The sequence below is a fragment of the Streptococcus oriscaviae genome, from assembly GCF_018137985.1.
GTDB classification, from domain to species: Bacteria; Bacillota; Bacilli; order Lactobacillales; family Streptococcaceae; genus Streptococcus; species Streptococcus oriscaviae.
On record NZ_CP073084.1, the window covers coordinates 1,470,014 to 1,492,795 of the forward strand.

18 protein-coding genes are annotated in these 22,782 nt (G+C 43.1%); all 18 read left to right on the top strand.

Annotated features, from left to right (window positions below):
• Positions 1–4 precede the first annotated feature (4 nt).
• The 18 genes from INT76_RS07595 (at position 5) to INT76_RS07680 (ending at position 22,781) form a co-directional block, all read left to right on the top strand.
• Complete coding sequence (locus INT76_RS07595; protein ID WP_212569626.1) at positions 5–2,509, top strand: SEC10/PgrA surface exclusion domain-containing protein; 2,505 nt, start codon at positions 5–7, stop codon at positions 2,507–2,509.
• Between the two features lie 7 nt (positions 2,510–2,516).
• The gene (locus INT76_RS07600) at positions 2,517–2,741 is read left to right on the top strand and encodes a helix-turn-helix domain-containing protein (protein ID WP_212569625.1); all 225 of its coding nucleotides are present in this window, start codon (positions 2,517–2,519) and stop codon (positions 2,739–2,741) included.
• 291 nt (positions 2,742–3,032) lie between these two features.
• Entirely contained in the window at positions 3,033–3,341 is a 309-nt protein-coding gene (locus INT76_RS07605) for a hypothetical protein (protein WP_212569624.1), read from the top strand.
• 60 nt (positions 3,342–3,401) lie between these two features.
• Complete coding sequence (locus INT76_RS07610; RefSeq protein ID WP_249116134.1) at positions 3,402–4,112, top strand: LPXTG cell wall anchor domain-containing protein; 711 nt, start codon at positions 3,402–3,404, stop codon at positions 4,110–4,112.
• Between the two features lie 71 nt (positions 4,113–4,183).
• Positions 4,184–7,585, top strand: a complete 3,402-nt coding sequence (locus INT76_RS11065; protein ID WP_249116140.1) for an SspB-related isopeptide-forming adhesin — start codon at positions 4,184–4,186, stop codon at positions 7,583–7,585.
• Positions 7,586–7,651: 66 nt separating this feature from the next.
• The gene (locus tag INT76_RS07620) at positions 7,652–7,882 is read left to right on the top strand and encodes a hypothetical protein (protein ID WP_024401924.1); all 231 of its coding nucleotides are present in this window, start codon (positions 7,652–7,654) and stop codon (positions 7,880–7,882) included.
• A gap of 12 nt (positions 7,883–7,894) precedes the next feature.
• The gene (locus INT76_RS07625; protein WP_212569864.1) at positions 7,895–8,644 is read left to right on the top strand and encodes a hypothetical protein; all 750 of its coding nucleotides are present in this window, start codon (positions 7,895–7,897) and stop codon (positions 8,642–8,644) included.
• A 54-nt stretch (positions 8,645–8,698) separates the two neighbouring features.
• Positions 8,699–9,124, top strand: coding sequence for a hypothetical protein (locus INT76_RS07630; protein WP_212569865.1), 426 nt, complete (start codon positions 8,699–8,701; stop codon positions 9,122–9,124).
• Between the two features lie 55 nt (positions 9,125–9,179).
• Positions 9,180–9,584, top strand: a complete 405-nt coding sequence (locus tag INT76_RS07635) for a PrgI family protein (RefSeq protein WP_212569866.1) — start codon at positions 9,180–9,182, stop codon at positions 9,582–9,584.
• The gene (locus INT76_RS07640; RefSeq protein WP_212569867.1) at positions 9,496–11,874 is read left to right on the top strand and encodes a VirB4-like conjugal transfer ATPase, CD1110 family; all 2,379 of its coding nucleotides are present in this window, start codon (positions 9,496–9,498) and stop codon (positions 11,872–11,874) included. Before INT76_RS07635 ends, INT76_RS07640 begins: the two co-directional genes overlap by 89 nt.
• A gap of 6 nt (positions 11,875–11,880) precedes the next feature.
• Positions 11,881–14,448, top strand: a complete 2,568-nt coding sequence (locus tag INT76_RS07645; protein WP_212569868.1) for a phage tail tip lysozyme — start codon at positions 11,881–11,883, stop codon at positions 14,446–14,448.
• Positions 14,449–14,637: 189 nt separating this feature from the next.
• Entirely contained in the window at positions 14,638–15,240 is a 603-nt protein-coding gene (locus INT76_RS07650; RefSeq protein ID WP_212569869.1) for a hypothetical protein, read from the top strand.
• A complete protein-coding gene (locus INT76_RS07655; protein WP_212569870.1) occupies positions 15,240–15,485 on the top strand; it encodes a hypothetical protein in 246 nt (81 codons plus the stop codon). The genes INT76_RS07650 and INT76_RS07655 overlap by 1 nt, the downstream gene beginning before the upstream one ends.
• Positions 15,485–16,276, top strand: coding sequence for a hypothetical protein (locus INT76_RS07660; RefSeq protein ID WP_212569871.1), 792 nt, complete (start codon positions 15,485–15,487; stop codon positions 16,274–16,276). Before INT76_RS07655 ends, INT76_RS07660 begins: the two co-directional genes overlap by 1 nt.
• 54 nt (positions 16,277–16,330) lie before the next feature.
• Positions 16,331–16,864, top strand: coding sequence for a DUF3801 domain-containing protein (locus INT76_RS07665; protein ID WP_212569872.1), 534 nt, complete (start codon positions 16,331–16,333; stop codon positions 16,862–16,864).
• Complete coding sequence (locus INT76_RS07670) at positions 16,861–18,654, top strand: VirD4-like conjugal transfer protein, CD1115 family (RefSeq protein ID WP_212569873.1); 1,794 nt, start codon at positions 16,861–16,863, stop codon at positions 18,652–18,654. Before INT76_RS07665 ends, INT76_RS07670 begins: the two co-directional genes overlap by 4 nt.
• A gap of 15 nt (positions 18,655–18,669) precedes the next feature.
• Positions 18,670–19,362: a hypothetical protein gene (locus INT76_RS07675; protein WP_212569874.1), complete on the top strand. Its 693-nt coding sequence runs from the start codon at positions 18,670–18,672 to the stop codon at positions 19,360–19,362.
• Entirely contained in the window at positions 19,362–22,781 is a 3,420-nt protein-coding gene (locus tag INT76_RS07680) for a PBECR4 domain-containing protein (protein WP_212569875.1), read from the top strand. Before INT76_RS07675 ends, INT76_RS07680 begins: the two co-directional genes overlap by 1 nt.
• Position 22,782: the final 1 nt, after the last annotated feature.

Consider the following 22,782-nt stretch of genomic DNA (forward strand, 5'->3'; position numbering starts at 1 on the left):
GAACATGAAACAATTAACCGTATTAGGAGCCCTCGCAACCGCAGTATTATCTACAGGCCGTGAAGTGGTCCATGCAGAAGAAGTACCACAAACAATTGAACCAAAACCAGTTGCGGAAACAAGCGCAAGCGAACAAGTTACTGTCACAGAAGCAGACATGACAACCGCTAAAGCTGAACTAGATAAAGCTAACCAAACTGTAACAGCACAAGAAGAAGTGGTGAACCAAGCTCAAACAGATGTTGACGAAGCTAAAGAGACTGTCAATCAAGCCCAGACTGAGCTTGTCGAAGCCGCAGAACTTGTTGAACAAGCTACACCTGAAAATATCTCTAAGGCAAAAGAAACAATCAACCAAGCTGAAGCTACTGTTACGGAAACTAGTCAAAACCTAGAAGACAAAAAACAAGCAGAAGAGAGTACCCAGCAGGCTGTCACAGACCAAGAAGCTGTTGTATCAACTGCTCAGGCAGATGTCAATGAGAAGACACAAGCTGTCACAGAAGCACAAAAAGATGTCGATACAGCCCAAGCTATCCTAGATGGTACAGGTCAGGCAGAAATTGTCGCTAAAGCTGAACAAGCTGAAAAACAACTAACAGAAGCCAAACAAGCTCTAACTACAGCTCAAACAGAATTGACTACTGCTAAACTGGCAGATGAAAACCGTCAAACAGCTATCGAAGAAGCTAACCAAGCTCTTACTCAGGCAAATCAAACACTTGATGTCAAAACACAGCTAGCCAACGAGGCTACAGCCCAGGCAGAGGAAACAGCTAAGCAACTTGTTACAGCTCAAACTGCCTTTCAAGAAGCAGAAAACGAGAAAAATAGTATCAATACTATCACACTCAGTTCTGAGTACATCGCTGCTCTGAAAGAGTATGGCAAAGAGTACGACAATGCCTCATTTACTCAACTTATTGCCCTTGCACCTACGTTACGAAAACAAAACAGTTTTAAAGTCAATCCAAATGATGAGACAGTCGTACTGGACACCAACAACCTCACAGAAGCAGAACGGATTGAACTATCTCTATTTGCTTCTGATTTGCTGAATCAGGTTCGTAGAGCCCTTGGTACACAAGAAACAGTTGTGACTCTGGGAGCTGTAGAATTTGCGAATAGAGTGGCAACTAGCTATGTGGCAGATAATTGGAACTTAGAACAAATTGGGAAAAAAGGTCATGATGCAAAAGCTATAAATGACGCAGCTAGAACAATGGGTCTAACTACTATCTCAGATGAACGAGTGGAGAGAGGAAGCCAAATTTATGAGAACCTCTATGCAGAAAGCATCCAACAAAAAACGATGACCAAAGCGAATGCTAAGCGCTCGATCTATCAAGCTCTCCTCTCATTTCTATTTAGCGATATGGAGTATCTCCACGCTCTATCGATTGCTGGTGTATCTGGACAAGATATGTATCTTGGAGTGGATCTGTCGACCACTAAGGGAATGACTGCAGTACATTTTCTGATTGTCGCTGATTCAGAAGTTATGGACCAAACTCGCTTTGATAAAACAGCTATTGCCAATCCTCACACAAGTGATCAAATCTTGGCCAATTATCACCAAGCTCAAGCAAGTCTTACCCAAGCGACTACCGCAAATAACCAAGCTCAGGAAGCTAAAACAAAGGCTCTTAACGAACAGACAGCTGCACAAGCACAAGTAGCTACTGCTCAATCAAGACTGGCAACTGCCAATACAGTGCCAATCTTGACACCAAAAGCTGAAACTAACCTTGTACTGGCCCAAGAAGCTGTTCAAAAGGCTGAAGTGGAACACAAAGAAGCACAGGCAAACCTAGCTAACCTACAGGCTGATGTCAAGGTGAAACAAGCGAATCTAGCTAAAGTCAAACAAACTTTGACTCAAAAACAAGCTACTCTAGATAAAGCTAAAGAACAACTGTCTATTGAACAAGATAAACTGAATCAAGTACTAGCAGAACTAGAAGCTGCCCAAGTAAACGTAGTGGCTGCTCAAACCCAACTCTCTACTGCTCAAACAACACTGAAGGAAGCGCAAGCCTATCTCGTCAAGCTAGAAGAAGCTCCTGCTCGACTAGAAAACGCTAAAGCTCATCTTTTACAAGCTACAAATAGCCTAAAGGCAAAAGAAGCCCTCTTGACAGAAGCGCTTGAAACACTAGCTGAATTGAAACAAGAAGAAGTGAAAGCATCCAATCACTACCAAACTGTCCTATCTGCTTACCAAGCCGTCCTTGAAGCACAGCGTCAAGTAGACTTAGCTAAACAGTATGAGACTATTATCCGTGAAGGGGGTCAACCAGTTCCAGTTGTGGATGAAACAGGTCGTATCACAGGCTATGTATCCGAAGCTCCGAAAGTACCGACACAAACATCCGAACCAATCTCTCAACCAACAAAGACCACACAAGCTAGTCTACCAGCTACAGGAACGAAAACTTCTTCCTTGACCGTACTCGGTCTAGCTCTAGCTAGTCTCGTCTTCTTCTCACGGAAAAAGAAAGAGGGGTGAGCTACTTGTGACACATACTGCACAACGCATTAAAACCCTACGAAAACAAGCTGGATTAAGTCAACAGGAACTGGCAGACAAGATAGGAGTACTACGTGAAACAATTTCAAATTGGGAAAGGGGAGCTAGTCGAACCAATGTAGAAAACATAGAGAGAATCGCAACCTTCTTCCAAGTCCCCGTATCTGATCTGCTGGGCATACAAATTCCAGCAGATACCGTGCAAAAATAACGACTTGACCGAAACGTCATAAAACTACAGCACATTGACAATCAAATACAAGGCTTGCCCTGATACAGCGTGGCTATGGATAAAAGAAAAATGGGGGCGAGTAACGAACTAGAAAAGGATATCTAGTCCAGCCACAACACGACTAAAGCTAGTTGACGTGTCCTGCTTTAGTAAGAGTTTGCGTTTTCTTAGACTCAAAACGTGCGCATGAAACACGGCAAAGCTCTACGGGAGCTTTCGGCATGGCTGTAAATGCAGCCTTTCATTCAATCCAAAAAAAGGAGAATTGTCATGAATGAAATAAGACCAGATAGAGAGATGACACTCTCTGATTTACGAAAGTTAGGAGGTCAAGGGAATGTAACAGCGTATCTATTGACAGGTGAGGTTGTCACCCTTCGTCCAAATTATGGTACAACTCCAAGAAGAGCGATTGTGGATGGAGAGCTAAAAATGGTAGAGGAAGTGATTCCATTTCAGAAGCTCTATCGACAAATTAGAACCATCAAGCGTGATCATATATTGATTGCAAGAAGAGAACGCTATAAGAACCAGTCTATCCTACGTTTGACTGGAAAAGGGTATCACCGTCCTAACTAATCAAAACATAAAAACAAATATTGAGGTAACACTATGTTAAACAAAAAGAACATACTTTCTATGCTTACACTATCAGCACTTGTCTTGTCAAATAGTGCTGTAGCTTTCGCAGATGAAACAACTCCGATTGACTCATCCTCCCCGATTGACATCACACAACCATCTACACCTACAGAACCGAGTACAGACGTTCTGACTCCAGTTGAGCCAAGTCAACCAGTCGAACCTACAACTCCAACGGAAGAACCAACAACTCCTGAAGAACCAACTGTACCAGTAGACCCAACGCTTCCGTCTACGGATCAACCAAAGGAGGAAACTCCTACCCAACCAACTGAACCGTCTACGACACCAGACACCCCAAAGGAAGAACCAAAGCAGGATATTCCACAACCTGACACTCCTACCCCACCTAAAACCGCAGAAGAAGCGGCTAATAAGGGTGAGAGTCAAATTGGAACTATCTCGACAGAAACCAAACAACCAGTAGAAACAGTCACTCCAGATACACCTATTGTGACAGATACTGGCTATACCATCATCAGTACGGACAATAGCCAGCCAGTCATTCGCTATGCGGATGGGTCAACAGCGACCGTTTCTGCGGAGTCCATCGGCGCAGTCGTAAACAAGGATAAGACTATTAGTGTCAAAACAGCGGATGGTCAGATGAAGACCCTGCCAAATACAGGAGAAGCACAATCTCTCCTCGCTCTAATTGGAACATTCCTACTAGGTGCAATAGGCTACTATCGTAAAAAATCAATCTAATCCATAAAAACAATACTGACCGAAATGTCGTTAAACTAAGAAAAATCAAATAAAGTAAAGGAGATACGAGTATGTATCAAAAAGATGTCAAAGGTCACGGATTCTTCCGTAAGAAAAAATGGGCAAAAGGCCTAGCTTGTGGTGTGACGCTCATGGGTGTTACAGTATTTTCAAATGTGGCTCTCGCAGATGAAATTGTGACAGAAACGACTCCAGCAGTTGAGGTCGTCAACCCTAATCCTGCCACCAACCTTGAAACAGTACAAGAAGCTCCATCAGCTGAAAGTCTAGCGACTCAGGCAGAAACAGGTCAGAAAACAGGTGAATTGACAAGTCCTGTAACGTCTACTGAGCTAGACAAGGTTGTGACTGATGCTAAAGAAGCAGGGGTTACCGTTACTGAAGACAGTAAACCTATCGTCTACGACAACCTAGACCAGGCTCAAGGAGATCTTGCCAAACAAGTAGAAGCGGTCCAAGAAGCTACAGTCAAGCAAGAAGCGAATACATCTGCCATTAAAGAAGCAGAAGAATATAACAAGGCAGAAGTTGAGCGAGTAGAGCGGGAATACCAAGAAGCTCTTGCGGAGTGGGAAAAACAAAAAACAGTCATTGATTACAATAACCCAGACTATCTTAAAGCCAAAGCAGAATATGATAAGGCCAAGGCAGTCTATGATCGAGATAAAGCAGCTAGAGAAGCTCATAATGCACAGGCTCAGGCAGAGTATGATGCCATCACTGCTCAAATCGAAAACCAAGATGTAGGCAATCCTTCTGCTGGTATTCAAGGCCATAGTTTTCCAGTTGGTGAATTCCCATCTGAGAAATGGGGCAACTTCTCTCCAATGGATTTGGGAAACAGGTTGGTAGCTATGGGACAAGGGAACGTCTCTAGCTGGGCGGATATTGCAGACCCGAACGGTGGCTATAACGTCCTTGTCAAAGATACCAACAAAATCTTAGATAATGCTCATATCATTTCTCGTGTTGAATGGGGAAATGTTGCTCCTACTGGAGCTCCTAGCTTGTATGCAGGAGATAAGCATACAGAAGAAAATGATGGCATCAGCACCTATGAAAAAGGCAATGCTAGCCAGGTGTGGTCTGTTCGTCCTAATGAATGGGTAACCATTCCAAATGGTATTCTTCTTGCAGATGGTAGTCGTCGTGATTTAGAAGTCAAGTTTGAAAAATATGGTGAAGAAACGTCATTTGGTAAAGAATGGGTTGTCTTATGGAATGAAGACGGAGCTATCAATGCCATTGATGGTTTTGATTGGTTGACAAACCGCCCTGCAGATGGTCTGCGTCGCTATTATCGTGTCAAGGGTTCAGATGATGCTTACTTTTGGAGTTATGTCGCAGTTGATACAGATGGTGGGCAGACAACTCGTTTACCACACGCCCTAATTCTTTCGATTGGTGGTGGATTGACAGCACTTGATCAAGGTACGGTCAAATCAGGTGAAGATTTAGGTTACACTTACGGAAAAGCTCGTGACAGTCGTGCGTTAGCTGGGACAAGCTCTACTCCGGATGGTGTTGCAGTTTTTACAGCTTACAAGGCAGGAGACATTATCATTGAAACACATAACTCTGCTGGTGGAAATGCCAACGCAGTTGCAGTAGGTGACTTTGGCTATTCAATCAATATGAAAGTACCGACATTCATTATAACGATTCCTGAAGAACCAACTCCTCCACAACCAAAAACAGTTGATATTCCAAAGCCAGAACCAGGAACACCAAACACCAAAGAAATTCCTGAGAAGAAAACTTATTCAGTGTCTGTTCATCCAGTTATCGTCAAACAAACTCCAGCCAATATTAAAGCTGTAGTGAATGAAGATGGTGTCAATGTAAATGGTAAACTAGTTCCAAAGGGCTCGATTCAAACTTGGGTATTGACAAACAGTCCACTAGTCGCAGGTCGTGAAGTAGTCACTAGCTATACCATGCTTGATCCACTCCCAGCAGGATTTGAGATTGACCGTGAAGCGACAGAAGCGAAAAACACAGCTTGGACCATCAGCTATGATGAAAACGGCAAGGCAACTGTACTAGCTACACAAGCAACGCTTGACTACCTTAATGCGAAACGTGACCAAGATGTGACGATTCCACTAGCTTATTTCGTTGGTCGTCCAATCAATGATGGCGGTACGTATAAAAATACCTTTACAACCTTGATTGCTACTCCTAAAGGCGAATACAAGGTGGTCTCAAACATTCCTGTTATCTACACACCAGGAAACGACCCAGAAACGCCACGTACTCCAGAAACACCAAATGGAGAAAATCCAACTCCAGACGATAACCTCATCCAGCCAAAGAAAGATGTGGTCGATGACAAAGGAAACTCTATCAACGGTCAATCTGTCCTACCAAACACCGTCCTAAACTATGTGGCAGAACAAGACTTTGATCAATACAAAGGGATTGTAGCTTCTAAACATGCGATTGGAAAAGGCTTCTTGTACGTAGATGACTACCTAGATGAAGCGATTGACGGTACTTCCTTAGTAGTCAACTCTATCACAGCTGCCAACGGAGATGATGTCCGTGAACTGTTTGATATGATTCACGTTCTTTCGAAAGACAGCCTAGATAAAAAACTCCAAGCGCTGATTAAAGACTCGGGTATTAGCCCAGTAGGTGAGTTCTATCTCTGGGTGGCTAAAAACCCTGAAGCCTTTTACAAGGCCTACGTCCAACAAGGCTTAGATATTACCCGCAACTTGTCATTCAAGATGAAACAAGACTTTGTCGGTACCATTACCAACCAAACATTCCAAGTAGATTTTGGAAATGGCTACTACGGAAACATCGTCACAAACGAAGTACCACAACTCGTCGTCCATAAGGATGTGCTGGATAAGGACGGTAAGTCTATTAATAATGGTACTATCCAAATTGGTGACCTTGTGACTTACAAGCTAGAAGGTTGGGTGATTCCTGCTGGACGTGGCTACGATATTAAAGAGTATCGCTTTGTGGACCTTCTCCAACACAGCTACGATGACTACCAATCATTTGTGATTGAAGCTAAGGTTGACTTTACACTACCAGATGGAACAGTGATCAAGAAAGGTGATGACTTATCATCATATACAGAAACAGTCTACAATGCCCAAACAGGCAAATTTGAGACTCGTTTCAAGGAAGCGTTCTTGGCACAAATTCCACGTGACCAGGCATTCGGTGCGGATGGCTATATCACAGTGAAACGAGTTGCCTCAGGAGAAGTTGTCAATGAGTACACACTCTATGTCAATGGTAACCCTGTTATCTCAAACAAGGTTGTGACGAACACACCTGAGCCACCACAACCGGAAGCTCCAAAACCACAAGCACCGGCTAAAGCACAATTGCCTAATACAGGTGATGCGGCTTCTTATAGCTTGTCAATTGCAGGTGTAGTAACCTTGTTTACAAGCCTTCTTGGACTCCGTAAGCGTAAGGAAGACTAATAATTACTATCTGACCTAGGCATGTCAAAAACTGCCTTTTTATTTTTAAGAAAAAGAGGTACACACATGGATACTGTTACAACTGTTATTACAGCCCTAGGGGTTGCGGGAACGGTCCGTGGCTTATTTGCGGTCTGGTCGGGCTGGGAAGAATATTCTGTTGGAAAAGCTGAACGGGATACTCAGCGAGAAACGAGAGGAAAAGACGGAATGATTTACGGAGGCATGATGGCTGTTGGTGCAGCTTCTATTGCAGCGGCGATTGTGGCTGCGATGACAGGCTTTAACTTTGGATAAGGAGGGGGTTATGTGGATGTTGCAGAACTAACAAAAAATCTCTCACAATATAGCCCTATCTTAAACGATACCGTCAATCAAGTAGATAAAGGAGTCAAACCTGTTGCCGTGGTTATTATCGCTATCTTCTTTTTGATTGAGATGGACTCCTGGTATAAGTACATGAAACAAGAGGGCGGAGGTATTACTCGTGAACTCTGGATGGATGTCGCCTTTAAATATATCCTAGCCTATTTATTAGTGATGTTATCTGGCTCTATCTTTGATATGATTCTTGAGATAGTAAATATGGTCATCCGCACGATTGACGGTGTTATACCAGCTGAAAAAGTAAGCTGGCAAGGTCAATATGACCAAACTGAAGGTTGGTTTTTCAAGAATATCTTCTGGCTAGTTGGAGGTGCTACCGAGGGGATAGCTAAATTGAGCACAAAGTTGATTGTCTATATGCGAGCGCTTGAAATGTATCTCTTGAAGGCTGTCGGATCACTATTGATAGCCTTTTTCATGTCGGATGCGACACGCTCAATAGCCATCAATATCTTAAAATACTTTGGAGCAGCTGCCTTTCAAGGGTTACTTCTCTTATTGATTGTTCGTTTCTATCCAGTCCTCGTTACGGAAGATTTAATGAAAGTCAATATGCAGGGGGATTTTGAAACTTGGGGGACAGCGATTTCTTCTATCGGTAAAGGAATCATCTTTATAGTTCTATTATGGGGCAGTCAACGAAAGGCCAAACAATTGCTTTCGGCTATGTAAAACAAGGGAAATTATGGTATACTAGAAGCAGGAGAAAGATTAGGAGAATCGACTATGGAAAATGAACACATGGAAGACTACAAGGAATTTACGCTCTATGCGAAAGATAAAGAACAGGCCCATCGACTTGTGGAAGAATTGTTCTCAGAGAACAGTCAGGAGAAAATCAGGGGTGGCTTCTGGACAAGACTATTCTCTTTCCTTAGATTAGTATCTATATTTCTGTGGCGATCTTTGTTTGTGTTGCTTCTCACACCTTTTTTTCTTTTTACATGGTTGAAGACAGCTATATCAATTGGATTAGGAATAGCATTAATATATGCAATTATAGGTAGTTTATATTATGCTAATACTGGAAGAGCTCAGCTTGATATGACAACACTACTTTGGACAGAGTCAAGAGTATATACCATTGCAGGGATAGCGATTTTTCTTGCGTTGCTAGTTACTTGGGATTCTTATACTAAACGAGATGAATAGTATGAAAAACCTCACTTTTTTACAGAGTGAGGTTTTTTCTATTGGAGGAGGTGCCATGGCACAAAAACTAGGATCCGAATTTCTACGGACATTTACTGACTATGAGCCACCTGTCCTCTTTGGTCGTACAAAGAGACAGCTGGTCATGACGATTGGGACCTTCGGCTCGATAGGGCTGTCTGTCCTATTATCTGTTACCCACTTTCCAAAGTGGATTGGCTATATTCTACTGGGAGCTATTTTAGTTCCCGTTTTTTTATACGGTACGAAAAAGGATATCGAGCTAAAAGAACGGTATCGCTTTTCACTAACCATTCAAAAACGGTCCTATAGGACCGAACAACCGACAAAAGGAGGAGAGTTTACCCGCCATGATTTTAGATCGCATATGGAAATCACAGAGGTTGACCAAAGCCGAGAAAGCACGCAAGAATCGGCTGAAACGAACCCTCAAACCTAGTACACAAAATGCCATCTTCTTTACGAGTTTAAAAGAAAATGGCTTAATGCATATCGCAAAGGAACGTTGGTCACGAACCTATCGCTTAGGAGACGTGGCCTATACTTCCGCAAATGATGACCAACGAGAAGCTGTGATTGACAGCTATGGAGAAGCCTTAAATAGTTTAGATGCAGACCATCATTTTCAACTGCTGGTTATCAATAAACGTCAGGAGTCATCAGCTCTTAATCATATTATCTATCCTCTCATAGGCGATGGACTAGATACCTATCGCCAAGAATACAACGATTTGATTTCAAAACGCTTTATTGCGGATGCTAAAAACTTCCAGATAGAGAAATATGTGACCCTAACCACGAAAGCAGGGGAAGAAATCCAGGCAGATAGCCAGCTCCATGAGATGGCTCACAGTATACAAGAACAGTTTGACCAGGTTGGTGTGACTGTGGAAGAAGTAGACGGTCTAGGTCGCCTAAACATTCTCTACTGGCTCTTACAGGGCTATCCTTATTTCCCTTACACCTATAAAGACATCGCCTTGTCTGGCCTACGGGCAAAAGATTTCATTGCGCCTAATCGCATCCACTTTAAAGAAGACCATCTACTAGTGGACCAACACTGGGCTAAAGTGATGTACATCAAGCACTACCCGACCTTCTTATCGGACCGCCTCATTAAGAAATTACTGGATATAGGCATTGAGTTAGCCATTACGGTCCATGCGACACCGTATGAAGAGGGAGAATTTGAAGAGAAGCTGACAGAAACACAGGCACTAGCTAAACGTGAACTCTTTCGAGGGCACATGGACGGGATGCAGGCGGGGGTGATTGATCCAGAATTGACCACCTCGGGCCTTGCACAAGAAACCAGTCAAGCCACAAAGCGCTGGAAAGAAGAGACAACGGAGAAAGACCAGAAAGCCTTTCAAGGAGTCATGGCTGTGATGATTGTCGCAGAAACCAAGGAACAGTTACTACTTCATCGAGAAAAAGTCGCTTCGGCAGGTCGCACCTTGGGAGTCCGATTTGAGGATTGCTTCTATTACCAGGAAGCAGGACTAAATACCATCCTACCTATTGGGGAAGCCTTTCTCGATGTCAAACAAACCTATATGCGTCCCTTTACAACCGCTAACGTGGCAACACAAATCCCATTCACAAACTTAGATGTGCAATCCAGTAGCCCCAAAGCGATTTATTACGGCCAGAATCAATTGTCTAATAATACCATTACCTTAGACCGGAAACATGATTTAAAAGCGTCAAATGGTGTTGTCCTTGGTTCCTCCGGTGCAGGTAAGGGAATGACCGTCAAAACAACGGAGATTATTCCCACCTTGCTCCGCTTTCCAAAGGATCTGATTATTGTGGTCGATCCCGAGAGCGAGTATGGGGATATCGCAGAAGCCTTTCACGGAGAAGTGATTCAGCTATCTACCAAATCCTCTACCCACTTGAATCTATTGGATCTTCCGGAAACAGATGAAGTCCTAACAGACACAGATGGAAACGAGATCGATTTCATTGCGGAAAAAGCCAACCTGCTAATGAACCTCTTTGAATCGGTCTTAAAAGAAGTGACAGACAATCATATCAGTATCATTGACCGTGTCACCATAGAAACCTATCAGCGCTTTTTGCACCCTACCTTACAGGACTGGCAGACCGTCCTTGAAGAACAAGAGGAAGAGGCCGCAGAAGAATTAGCTACTAAGGCAGAAATCTACACCAGAGGCAGTCTCAATCTGTTTGCCCATCCGACCAATGTGGATATGTCTTCTCGCTTGATTGTCTTTAACTTAAAGGGACTCTCTCATAAACTAAAACCCTTTGCCTTGTTGGTGCTACAGGATTATATTTGGCAACAGGTTATCCAGGCACGAGAACAAGGAAAAACCATTCGCCTTTATTGGGATGAATTACACTTGACCTTCCGTACCCCGAAGGATGCGGCTTTCTTTGCGGAGCTATGGGCACGTATTCGGAAATACGGAGGGATGCCTACAGGGATTACCCAAAATTTAGGCACCATTCTTGCCTATGAAGAGGGAAGAAACCTCTTATCTAATACGGACTTCCTCTTGCTTTTGGAACACAATAAAAAAGATATTGAATTGCTTCGGACAGTCCTGGATATTCCAGAAGGATTGATCAAGTATATCGAGCGCCCCAAATCAAAAGGCTCAGGCTTACTGTATGCCAAACCGATCCTCGTTCCCTTTGAGAATCTGATTCCAAAAGAAACGGAACTCTACCGAATTACCAATACCGATCCAAAGGGGTAGCTAGAGATGAAGAAGGAAGAGATTGCGGCAAAAAACAGGCACTATGCTTCTTATAAGCCAAGAAAGGCTGTAAAACTCAGTAAAAGAGACTACAAATTAAGCAAACGTGCCCTACGAAAAGCCAAGGTCAATAAAGAGGATAAAGAAGCCATTCAAGTAGCCAAGCAACAAGTCAAGCTGAAGCGAAAGGTCCTAAAGACCCAATACAAGCGAAACGGAGGGTCTGTTCCTAGAAAATTGGTCAAGAAAGGCTATCAGACGAGCCGTTCGATGACCGAAAGTGGTGTATCCGAACACGAGGTGATGGGAGACATCGCGAGTAAGCGCCAGTCCATTCGCCAATCAAAATATGGCCTGCAAAAAGGGAAACAAACCACTAAAGGAGTGGCCAAACTAGGAAAGTATACCGTCCGCTTGTCTTATGGGATAGGAAATAGAGGATATAACTTTGTCAGAGGAAATGGCTTTACCCGTACCTTGAAAGAAGAGAGATGGGAAACAAAGGTAGCTAGTCGTATCCAACAACTACGGAAACGAATGGCTCGCACCAAGGTAGCCAAGACAGGAAAAACTACCTTTCGAGTGCTGAACTGGCTAAGTAGCCCCTTTAAACAGATTCTACTCAATCCCTTGTCCATTAAGTCTTACCTGCTTGTGTTTATCATGGTGGTCGTTGCGGCAGCCTATCTAGGCAACCCCAGTCCCATGCAACAAAATGAGTTTCACCTCAATGATTCTTGGCTACACTTTTCAAAATTGGACCGCTCCCGTTCAAATGAAGAAGTAGACTATTGGACAGATATCGATGAGGTCTTACAGTATACCAATTTCGTTTATCAAGATTACCGTCAAACCCAAATCTGGGAAGATCCTTCTGAGGTATCGAAAAGAAGATACCAACAAAGCATAATAGGAGGCAACCCAGGTCCATCCAAAACGATGTCTGATATGGAATACAGTATTTGGTATAACCTTAATAATGATAAGGACCATTTAAGAACTATGAGAGACCTATATGGTCCAGATAGCCATTTTAAATGGAAACTCTCTGAAAAAAAATTAGCAGAGTTTGAGGAATTGCTGGAGATATCCAAAGAAACTGGCTACTACAGGAGCTATCAAGAGTTAGAAAATCCCATCTATTCCAAGCGAGAAGAAGGAGTAGGCCAGCCTCTTGTGATTACAAAGCGTTTTGGATATGTTTCGACAGATGAACTGTATAACAATACCCTGATTCAGGTGGAGCGAGGCAAACAGCTCTACGCATCGATGGCAGGAAAGGTCACTGTTTCAGACAATACCCTTACGATTGAAACCAGTCGTGCCAAATTTACCTACTACAACGTGTCAGAACTGCGAGTCCAAACGGGAGATCAGGTCACTACCGGACAAGAACTGGCTAAGGTAAACGCAGATAACGGCCAAGAAATCAGCTATCAAAAACTCAAAACCGACAAAGACAAGACCTCCAAAGAGTGGGTGTTTGTCAATCCAGGTTTCTACTTGCCGTCTGTCCATTACAATCAGACAACGAGTGTCCTATCGACTATTGACTTTTCAGGGGATATGGCTGGTCGCATCAAAGAAGCAGCTGACTATGTGAAAAAGTACGAACCCCAAGCAACGATTAATGGGATGTCAGCCATGTTGGGTAACTTCTGGACAGAGTCGTCCATCACAGCCAAACGTGCAGAAGGCGATTACCTCAATCCTCCTGTAGGGGCGAGTGCTTCATCATGGGATGACCCAGCTTGGTTAGAGATGGGAGGCCCAGCCATATACAATGGTTCTTATCCCAATATCCTAAGGAGAGGGTTAGGACTAGGCCAGTGGACCGATACAGGAGACGGGAGTATTCGTCATACCCTTTTGCGCCAATATACCCAACAAAAAGGCAAGAAGTGGTATGACCTTGAATTACAGATTGATTTTCTCTTTCATGGAGATGTCCCCTATTATAGAGAACTAGCTCGTCAGATTCTTACAAGCAATGAGAGTGTCGAGAGCTTAACAGAACGCTTCTTGGTCTATTGGGAAGGCAACGCAGGAGATAAGCTCCTAGAGCGCCAAAACAATGCCAAACAGGTAGCGCAGTACTTAAAGAGTCCAGTTGGAGGCAGTAGTAGCCTTGTCGCTTCGTGGAACTTCCCTGAAGCCTACAGAAACAAGATAAGCCATTTCCCATCTGAAGCAACGGTCAAGAGCACGGCACCAGGTAGCGGTTATCCTGTCGGTCAATGTACTTGGTTTAGTTACAACCGTCTTGTGGAGTTGGGGTCTATCACAGACCTATCTGGAAGCTATGGCTATCTTGGAAATGGCCAAGATTGGGTGACTAGTTTAGTCGCAAAGGGCTGGAAGAAGCGAGAACGACCAGTGGTTGGTGCAGTTGTATCGACCATGGGAGGATTTGACGGAACTCCTCCTCAGTATGGACATGTAGGCATTGTGGAAGCGGTTAACCCAGATGGGACATTCTTAGTGTCTGAATGTAATTGGGGCGGAGTACAAGATAAAATTCATTGGCGGGTGTGTAAGCCTAGTGTGTACTACACGTTTGCGACACCAAAGTAATAAAGGAGAACATCATAGAATGGTATTTTTCAAGAGAAAAAAGAACACACAACCTCTACTAGAGCCATTTCCACCACCTGTTTCACAGGTAACAGAAAAAGCGAGGGACAGAAGACGAGAATTATGTTCTGTCATTGGCAGTGGTTATGAGAGGGATTTTTATAAACCTCAATTAGGAAAGGAAAGACAATGATCAATGAAGAAAAAGTCAAACGCCTCCGCATGATCGCAGGAGGGATTGGACTTGTATTGTTACTACTATTGAGCTATGGAGTGGGACAGCTAACAGCCCCAAAGCCTAGCCAAGAGGAAACATCTACCCAGACGAAAACCAAGGAAGAATTAGCTTATCAAGACGTAAACGACTTCTTAAGCGCCTACTATACCAAGAAAGATTTAGGGACAAACCGCAATCGCTACAAGCCCTTTATGACAGAAAATCTCTATAAACAAGAGGTCTCCAAAGAGGAGGAAGCAGTCAGTCAAACCTATAAGGGCTATGTGGTGGATTTTGAATTCAAAGAGGCAGATATCTATATCAATACGAAAACCAATATTGCCCTTGTACAAGTCACTTATACCAACACTCTGTTGGAGAAGAAGGACAATTATGAAAAAGCGCAAAAAAATGTTCGTAATCGAACCATTTTGAAATTGTCTTACATACGAGACAAGGAGGGAGAGTTAAAGCTCAATGCCATTCAGCCGGCGGTTCTCCAATTAAGCGGAGAAGAAGAACCCAACCTTCCAGATTATGGAACCATCACCACTACAGAAACAGGAGACGAATAATGGTTAAAAAACAAACCTGGCAAGATGCCAAGAAGAAAAAAGAAAAAGAAGAAGCTGAACTACAAAAACTCTACGCTCAGCTAGAGGATCTACAGGCTAAAATTAAGAAAAAAGAACAGTCTCATCGAGAAGCCTATGCGGAATACTTGATTCAGCTCCATAATAGCGGTGAGAAGACAGATGCGGAAGTGGAGCGCTTCTTTCTATCGCCCCATCCTCACCATCCTTCAGGAGGTGACCACTAATGTTTCGATTGAGTATTCCTCAAGCCTCCTATACAGGGGAATTTGAGAATAAAGACGCTTTGATTGCTCGAATGGAACAAGAACAGACGAAATGCGCTAGAGAAGGGCTGTCTGCGACTTGTTTGCTTATGCATAAGACAGAACAAGGAGAGATCCTAGAGACCTTAGAGGTGAGATTGCCTCTTCCTGAGGGACAGCTGATCGATGAGGTCGTCATGACCTTTGGCAATCACAAACCAACGAAGCAACCTCTTTTGTCAAAAAAACTCCCCTTTACCCAAAAACCACACACAGAAGTTGAACAAGCAACTCCCGCTCAAACGGTCAAGGCTTCACGAAATCCCTTGCTTGTTATGGTGCTGGTCCTTGCTTTAGCAGGAGTTGGTCTAGGAGGATTTGCTTATGCACGGATTCAATCGCAAGAAACCGCCATCACACAGCTGGCAGAACGATTGAAAGAAGAACAAAGGCTGACAGTGATGAGTCGCAAGCTAGATGTCTTTTGTCGGTACTTTATTCCACATTATTTTTCAGGCAATACCAGTAGTTTGGAAAATTTTAGAACAGGGGGCGACTGGTCAGCCCAAACGGGCACAGTCCAGTCCGTCATCCTTGAGTCGATCACAGCTACAAAAACAGGGTATCAGATGGGGTATGTGATCAATGTCAATCGTGAGGGAAGTGTCAGTCGAGAACTCCTCCAGTTGGATATCATCAGCAATGAAAAAGGAACATTTGGCTTTTCGGTTGATAAAGACCCCAAATTGAGTGACTACCCGATTACAGAATAAGACAGACTATATGCACAATCATATAGTCTTTTTTTCATACCAGAAAGGACAATTATGGAACAAGAAAAAAGTATGTACCAGTTGAAACATGCTGGAAAATTGACCGGAGAATTCCTGGTAAAGGGATTATTATTGTTGCTGGAAAAAGGAGAGGGGGCTATTGATCTCTATCGGAACCGCCCCAAGGTTGGAGAACAGAAGTGGAATCGTTTTATGGCGACCAATGCCCCTAAAGAAATCAAGGAATTCCGTACAACAGAGATGAATTTGGAACAATTGCGTAGTGTGCTGAATATGTATGATATTAGCTTTTCTATGAGGACACTGGACGATGGACTGACCCAACTATCGTTTGAAACGAAACATCATGCCGTCATGGAGACAGCTTTTGAAAAGGTCATCGAGCGTGCCACCAATCCAGAAACAGCCGCAGATTTTGGAAAGCTCTTGTCTCAGCCACCAGTTAAGAAATCCTTTGAGGAACGCTTAAAGGATGCGACCAAACAATCAGAAGCTCTACAAGAACTCCAGAAAGAAGCAGTAGCTGCCTCAAAAGTAACTCAAAAAGTAGATGAGGTCACCAAATGACACAAGCTAAAAACAAGTCACAACGGCTGCTAGAACCGTATATCATCATGGGACTTGTGGCGTTTTATATAGGACACTGGATAGCGAAAAGCATCGAGTTAGCTCCTGTATCCCTCTCTTCCTACGATCCTTTTCGGTTGAGACAAGTTGCGTGGTTCTTAGCCCACCCCTTTCATCAGCCGTTGCTAGACCCCGTCCCTAGTGTCTTCTCCCTCTGTCTAGGTAGCCTCAGTTTTCTAGGAGTGCTCGCTCTCTACTTTCGGTCAGGGGACAATCGATTGTATCGTTCAAGAGAAGAACATGGTTCAGCTCGCTTTGCGACGGTGGAAGAGTTGAAGAACTTTCGGGATGAAGAGCCTGAAAATGATAAGATTTTGACCCAACATGCACGTATGGGCATGTTTAATGCCAGACTCCCCTATCAATTCCAGGTCAATAAGAATACCTTAGTGACGGGGTTGCCGGGTGACTGGAAGACACGGGCATTCGTAAAGCCTGGTCTCTTACAAACGAATAGCTCTTTTGTCGTTACAGACCCGAAAGGCTTATTGGTCCATGAAGTAGGGCATTCACTAAAACAAGCAGGCTATAAGATTAAGGTGTTTGATTTAGTAACCTTACAGAATACCTGTCAATTCAATGTCTTTCACTATATGACAACGGAAACGGATATTGACAGGGTGGCTGAGTCCATTATTCACGGGACAAAGCGATCGGATAACCAGGGGGAAGACTTCTGGGCGCAGGCGGAGATGTTATTGATACGTGCCTTAATTGGCTATCTCTATTTTAGCTCCAAGTATCATGAAGTGACCCCTCATCTTGCACAAATTGCCGATATGCTTCGAATGCTTAAGAGGGAACATCCGGATACAAAAAGCCCCGTGGAGCTGATGTTTGACGAATTAGAACAGCTCCTTCCCAATAACTATGCCTCCAAGCAATTCACCCTCTTTATGAAAAACTTTGGGGGTCAAACCCTGATGTCTGTCTTGGCCATTACCTCATCTCGCTTTGCGGTCTTTGATCATGATGATGTGAGACATATCGTGAAAGAGGATACCCTAGACATTGAGAAATGGCAATTAGAAAAAACAGCTGTCTTTATTGCCATCCCTGAAACAGATAAAACCTATAACTTCTTAGCTAATTTGTTGTTTGTGACCATGTTTCGTATTCTCCCCAATATAGCGGATGAAATCTTACAAGGTCGCCACCCTATATACAATCCAGAAAACCTCATCCATCTACGAGCCATCATGGATGAGTTCGCTCAATTAAACCGAATTCCCTATTTTACAGAGTCTCTCTCTTCCTTGCGCTCACGGGAAATCTCTATTGATATCATCGTCCAAGCCATCAGTCAGATTCAAACAACCTATAAAGATGAATGGAAAACCATTCTCAATAACTGTGGGACGCTGCTCTACCTTGGAACCAATGACAAAGATACAATGGAATACTTCTCTATGCGCTCAGGAAAACAAACTATTCATCAACGCAATACGAGTCAAACTTATAGCCAACAAGGTTCATCGAGTGAAAGCATCCAAACAATTGGTCGCCCCCTTCTCACTCCTGATGAAGTCGCACGTATTGGCCTAGATGAAGCCCTGGTCTTTATTTCCAAACAAAATGTATTCAGGGATAAGAAATACAACCTAGATAGTCACCCTCGAGCACACTTGCTCGCAAATCATCCAAAGGATCCAACATGGTTTACCTATAATATGGCTAACCACGATATTCAGGAATGGGATGACAATATCAAAAAGGACAGTGTCGCATAGATAGAAAGGATACCAATGGAAAAAGAAAAAATACTGACAAATACCCTACAAGAACCACTTGCGAATGAAATGGACTATGCCATGATTGGTATTAGTCAAGATGAAAAAGAGATCCTAGTGGCGGACTATAGAAGTAACTGGGTCGATGAAGAACAGTTCTTACATCGCCCCCTTCTCACAAACTACCAAGATGAGCGTAGTTCTTACCAACAGCTGATGGATTGGTTAGAAGTAGCACTTCCTCATCTTACGCACCCATTTGAAGAGGTAGAAAACACCAGCTTCCCCCAAGAAATGCTTAATGAAGTCAACCGAGAATTGGCTAGAAATAACCAAGCACTTCTCGTACGGACCATTGATTGTATAGATGGAACAAGAGAGGTGGTAGCGATGGTCTACGACCCTACAAAGGAAGAAAAAGGAGATGCAGAGTATTATCTGAAGCACCACGTCGAGGCCCTGTATCAAGGAAGAGTGATTCAGCTCTACCAGGTACCGATTAAAGAGATATACGAGAAAGATGACCTATCTGAGCTATTCTTTGAAGCGACTCCTGTTTTTATGGACCAAGCGCTACTGACTGGAGATGGGAGAGCTGTCTTAAATGAACTCCATCAGATGGGCTTTACCTCGATTCAAGAACTCGCCTTAGAAACACAGACTCAGGAAGATAAGGTAGAAAGCCAGGAACTAGAAAGGGGACTTTAATGGCTACAGTAAAAGAATTAAGACAAGTCAATATTGTAGGTGTTGCAGAAAGCTTAGGAATGGAACTGAAACCAGATAATAGTCGCTATTATAGATGGAAAGACCATGATTCTCTTGTCATTGATGTCCGAAAAAATTGGTTTAATTGGTACTCACGAGATAAGTATGGCGATCCTATTGCACTCGTTCGATTGATTAGGGAAGTTTCTTTTAAAGAGGCGAAGCAGTATGTAGAGACGGGTTCTTTTCCGACGGTCACGTCACTAGACGATACCCATAAGGAATTTTCGAACTACCTGTCACGTTATGAAAGTAAGGACAAGACCCTGATGGTTGATTACTTAAAAAACGAAAGGGGTTTATCAGAGGAGACGATTCGTTTCTTTGATGAAAAAGGGGTATTAGCACAGACCAATTATCAGAACGCACAAGGCATTGAGCCAATCATCTTATTTAAAACATTAGATGCCACAGGAAAAATGATTGGTGGTTCCTTACAAGGGATCGTGGAAAACAGAGAGCTTTACGATAGAGGACGTCTCAAACAAATCATGAAGCATTCAGACGGTTCAAGTGGGTTTAATGTAGATATTGGTACACCTAAGCGTTTAATCGTGGCAGAAGCCCCAATAGACCTAATGAGCTACTACGAGCTCCATAAGAGCGAATTAAATGATGTCCGTTTAGTGGCAATGGATGGATTAAAAGAAGGAGTCCTCAGCCGACATTATATGGAGATTTTATATATCAGACGTGGGAGAGTCTATGAGGCGGATCGAAAGAAGACTCCCAAAGCCCTCGCAAATCTCGCAAAAAGCAGTGAGCATTTTAAACAAGTAGACAATCAATCAGTCATTACATTAGCGGTTGATAATGATTCTGCAGGTCGTAAGTTTCTTTCTCGTTTAGAGGATAAGGGGATTCGCTTTGTGGCAGATTTACCACCTCTAGTTCAAGGAGAAGAGAAGTCCGACTGGAATGAACAATTACAACGTATAAAAAAGGAGAAGACAATGCCGGAAAAGCAAATGATGCACAGACAACAGTTGACAGAAAAAGATAATAATGCAGATAAAGTCCTTTATCAAGAAACAAGGGCTAAGACATCAAAAACAGCAGAAGAACATTATTTCGATTGGATCGAGAGGATGGCAGCTACTGTACAGGAACAGCTACAACTTCCATCCCCTCCCAAATTAGCGTCTGAATTAGAAACTGTAGTCGGACCGTTTATCACAACCGACTTAGATCGATTATTTGCCAGACGTCTTTCCTTAGTATTAGATACTCAACGAGTTGAATCATCACGGATTTTATCTGTGCATCAAGCAATCGACCAGTTGGATAAACAAATCAGTGAGAGGATGCAAGAACAAACAGCCGTCTCCTACCAAAAAGAAAATGCCCTCGAGCAAGCTCAAGGGCATGAAAAAAGCGCTGAGGGTACAATCGGGGATTTTCCTGCTAAGCAGGAGGCAGCACCTCTACCTGAAGCGAACGAATCGCAACCTTTGAATGACTTGTCACCAAGCCAAACTGAGCCTCAGCCTTTACTTCATTTTACTACAAAGGATGATGGAAAGTCAATTGAAAAGAGGTACTATCATCCAGCCAATCAAAAAGATATTGCCAAATTGAACCGGTATGCACCAACCATCCAACAAACTGCTCAATGGTATTTGGATACCATCGCAGATTCTCATGTCATCTATTTGTATAAAGATGGGGGGAGTATCTCTAGTTTAGCTGTCCAGTTTGGCCGAGATAAGTTCATGCATCTTACAGGTATCTTTCCTTATCGTGAGCACCAAACTGCCAGCCAAACCCTCGAGGATTTTGCGAATGGGAAAGGGGATTTTGATTCCATTTTAATTGCGAATAAGGGCGCAGCCTTTGATAAAATTAAGGTTCTTCCAGAACTGGAAGCCATTATCCAATCAGACTCATTCTACTTTGGAGATTTGTCAGAAGTCCCTAAATTGAAACAGTTGGATATGGATAAGGCCATTCGGTCTGGAGATGAGGATGTGGTTCTAGCAATGCGAACAGTCGATGGCACAACCTTTCCTGCTAGTCTCTTAAAACTTCGTCAAACCTTAGCTTTACAGTTGGAAGATTCAATGGAGGAGAGGACCATTCTAGGAGTCTATCGCTACCGAGACAGTCAATTAGACCAACTATCTATCAACCAGGAATATATCAAAGATGGGGGAGAAGTCTTTAAACCAATCCTAGCTCAGGTAGTAGAAAACTTGGTTCAATCAATATCATCTGAACCAAATATGGAAGAAGATATGGTCTACCACAACCAACCATCTTTCGAGGGACAGATGTCAGAAAAAACGAAACCAGAATCCGTTGACCAATCCTCTTATGCTCAACCAAGTAGCCAAAATAAACTCAATGAGTTACTAGCTTCAAAAGATCGAGCAGGATTGGCTCAACACCTAAAAGAGGGAATTCATCAATACTTGGATTCCACACAGTACAAGGAATTTCTCAAAACCATGAGTCGCTTTCCTCACTATTCTTATCGAAATATGATGTTGTTAAAGGCACAAAAACCAGATGTGCAAGCTGTCACTTCCTTTAAGAGTTGGAAAGAAGATTTTGGAAGAAGTGTCAAAAAGGGAGAAAAGAGTCTACGTATTTTCGCTCCGATGGTTGTAAAAGTAAAAGACCCAGAGACTGGGGAAATCCTAAAAGATGACAAGGGGAACGATGCCACTCGTACTATTTTTAAACTCGTTCCGGTCTTCGATGTCTCTCAAACAGAAGGAAAGGAGCTGCCCAAACCCATCTATCAATTGGAGGGCACTCACGAAAATTATGCCAAACTCTATCGTTCTGCCAAAGAGTATGCGCAGTCAAAAGGACTACGTTTCGAGTTTGAGGCAAACCTTGGTGAAGCCAATGGCTACTATTCACGGAAGGACCAAAAAATTGTCATTAAGTCTGGCATGTCTGAACAACAGACCCTCAAAACCATCTATCATGAACTGGCTCATGCGGACCTCCATTCCTCAAAAACGACGGATAAAGAATTGAAGTATAGCCATGCAGAATTACAAGCGGAGTCTGTCGCTTACATCGTATCAAACCATTATGGTCTAGATACAGGAAGTTATACTTTCGCTTACTTAGCTTCTTGGACGGAGGATAAGGCAGCGTTAACCGACCTTGAAGCACAATTAGAAATCGTCCAAAAAGAAGCCCAACAGCTAATCTATTCGTTGGATAGAGAGCTGGAAAAACAACTGGAACAGACAAAAGAAGTCGTCAAGCCAATAGAAAAATTATCGTTTGAGGAGCGTCTCGCTCGAGCTGAAAAACAATCTCATGCACTTGTCGAGCAACAAAGAAAAGAGGAAGAACAGTCAAAAAAGCAGGAAGGCAAGCTGCCCAATCAGGAACGCTAGG

Coding starts and splice junctions, on each gene's coding strand:
- INT76_RS07595 (WP_212569626.1), top strand. CDS start 5: ATGAAACAATTAACCGTATTAGGAGCCCTCGCAACCGCAGTATTATCT.
- INT76_RS07605 (WP_212569624.1), top strand. CDS start 3,033: ATGAATGAAATAAGACCAGATAGAGAGATGACACTCTCTGATTTACGA.
- INT76_RS07610 (WP_249116134.1), top strand. CDS start 3,402: ATGCTTACACTATCAGCACTTGTCTTGTCAAATAGTGCTGTAGCTTTC.
- INT76_RS11065 (WP_249116140.1), top strand. CDS start 4,184: ATGTATCAAAAAGATGTCAAAGGTCACGGATTCTTCCGTAAGAAAAAA.
- INT76_RS07620 (WP_024401924.1), top strand. CDS start 7,652: ATGGATACTGTTACAACTGTTATTACAGCCCTAGGGGTTGCGGGAACG.
- INT76_RS07630 (WP_212569865.1), top strand. CDS start 8,699: ATGGAAAATGAACACATGGAAGACTACAAGGAATTTACGCTCTATGCG.
- INT76_RS07635 (WP_212569866.1), top strand. CDS start 9,180: ATGGCACAAAAACTAGGATCCGAATTTCTACGGACATTTACTGACTAT.
- INT76_RS07640 (WP_212569867.1), top strand. CDS start 9,496: ATGATTTTAGATCGCATATGGAAATCACAGAGGTTGACCAAAGCCGAG.
- INT76_RS07645 (WP_212569868.1), top strand. CDS start 11,881: ATGAAGAAGGAAGAGATTGCGGCAAAAAACAGGCACTATGCTTCTTAT.
- INT76_RS07650 (WP_212569869.1), top strand. CDS start 14,638: ATGATCAATGAAGAAAAAGTCAAACGCCTCCGCATGATCGCAGGAGGG.
- INT76_RS07655 (WP_212569870.1), top strand. CDS start 15,240: ATGGTTAAAAAACAAACCTGGCAAGATGCCAAGAAGAAAAAAGAAAAA.
- INT76_RS07660 (WP_212569871.1), top strand. CDS start 15,485: ATGTTTCGATTGAGTATTCCTCAAGCCTCCTATACAGGGGAATTTGAG.
- INT76_RS07665 (WP_212569872.1), top strand. CDS start 16,331: ATGGAACAAGAAAAAAGTATGTACCAGTTGAAACATGCTGGAAAATTG.
- INT76_RS07670 (WP_212569873.1), top strand. CDS start 16,861: ATGACACAAGCTAAAAACAAGTCACAACGGCTGCTAGAACCGTATATC.
- INT76_RS07675 (WP_212569874.1), top strand. CDS start 18,670: ATGGAAAAAGAAAAAATACTGACAAATACCCTACAAGAACCACTTGCG.
- INT76_RS07680 (WP_212569875.1), top strand. CDS start 19,362: ATGGCTACAGTAAAAGAATTAAGACAAGTCAATATTGTAGGTGTTGCA.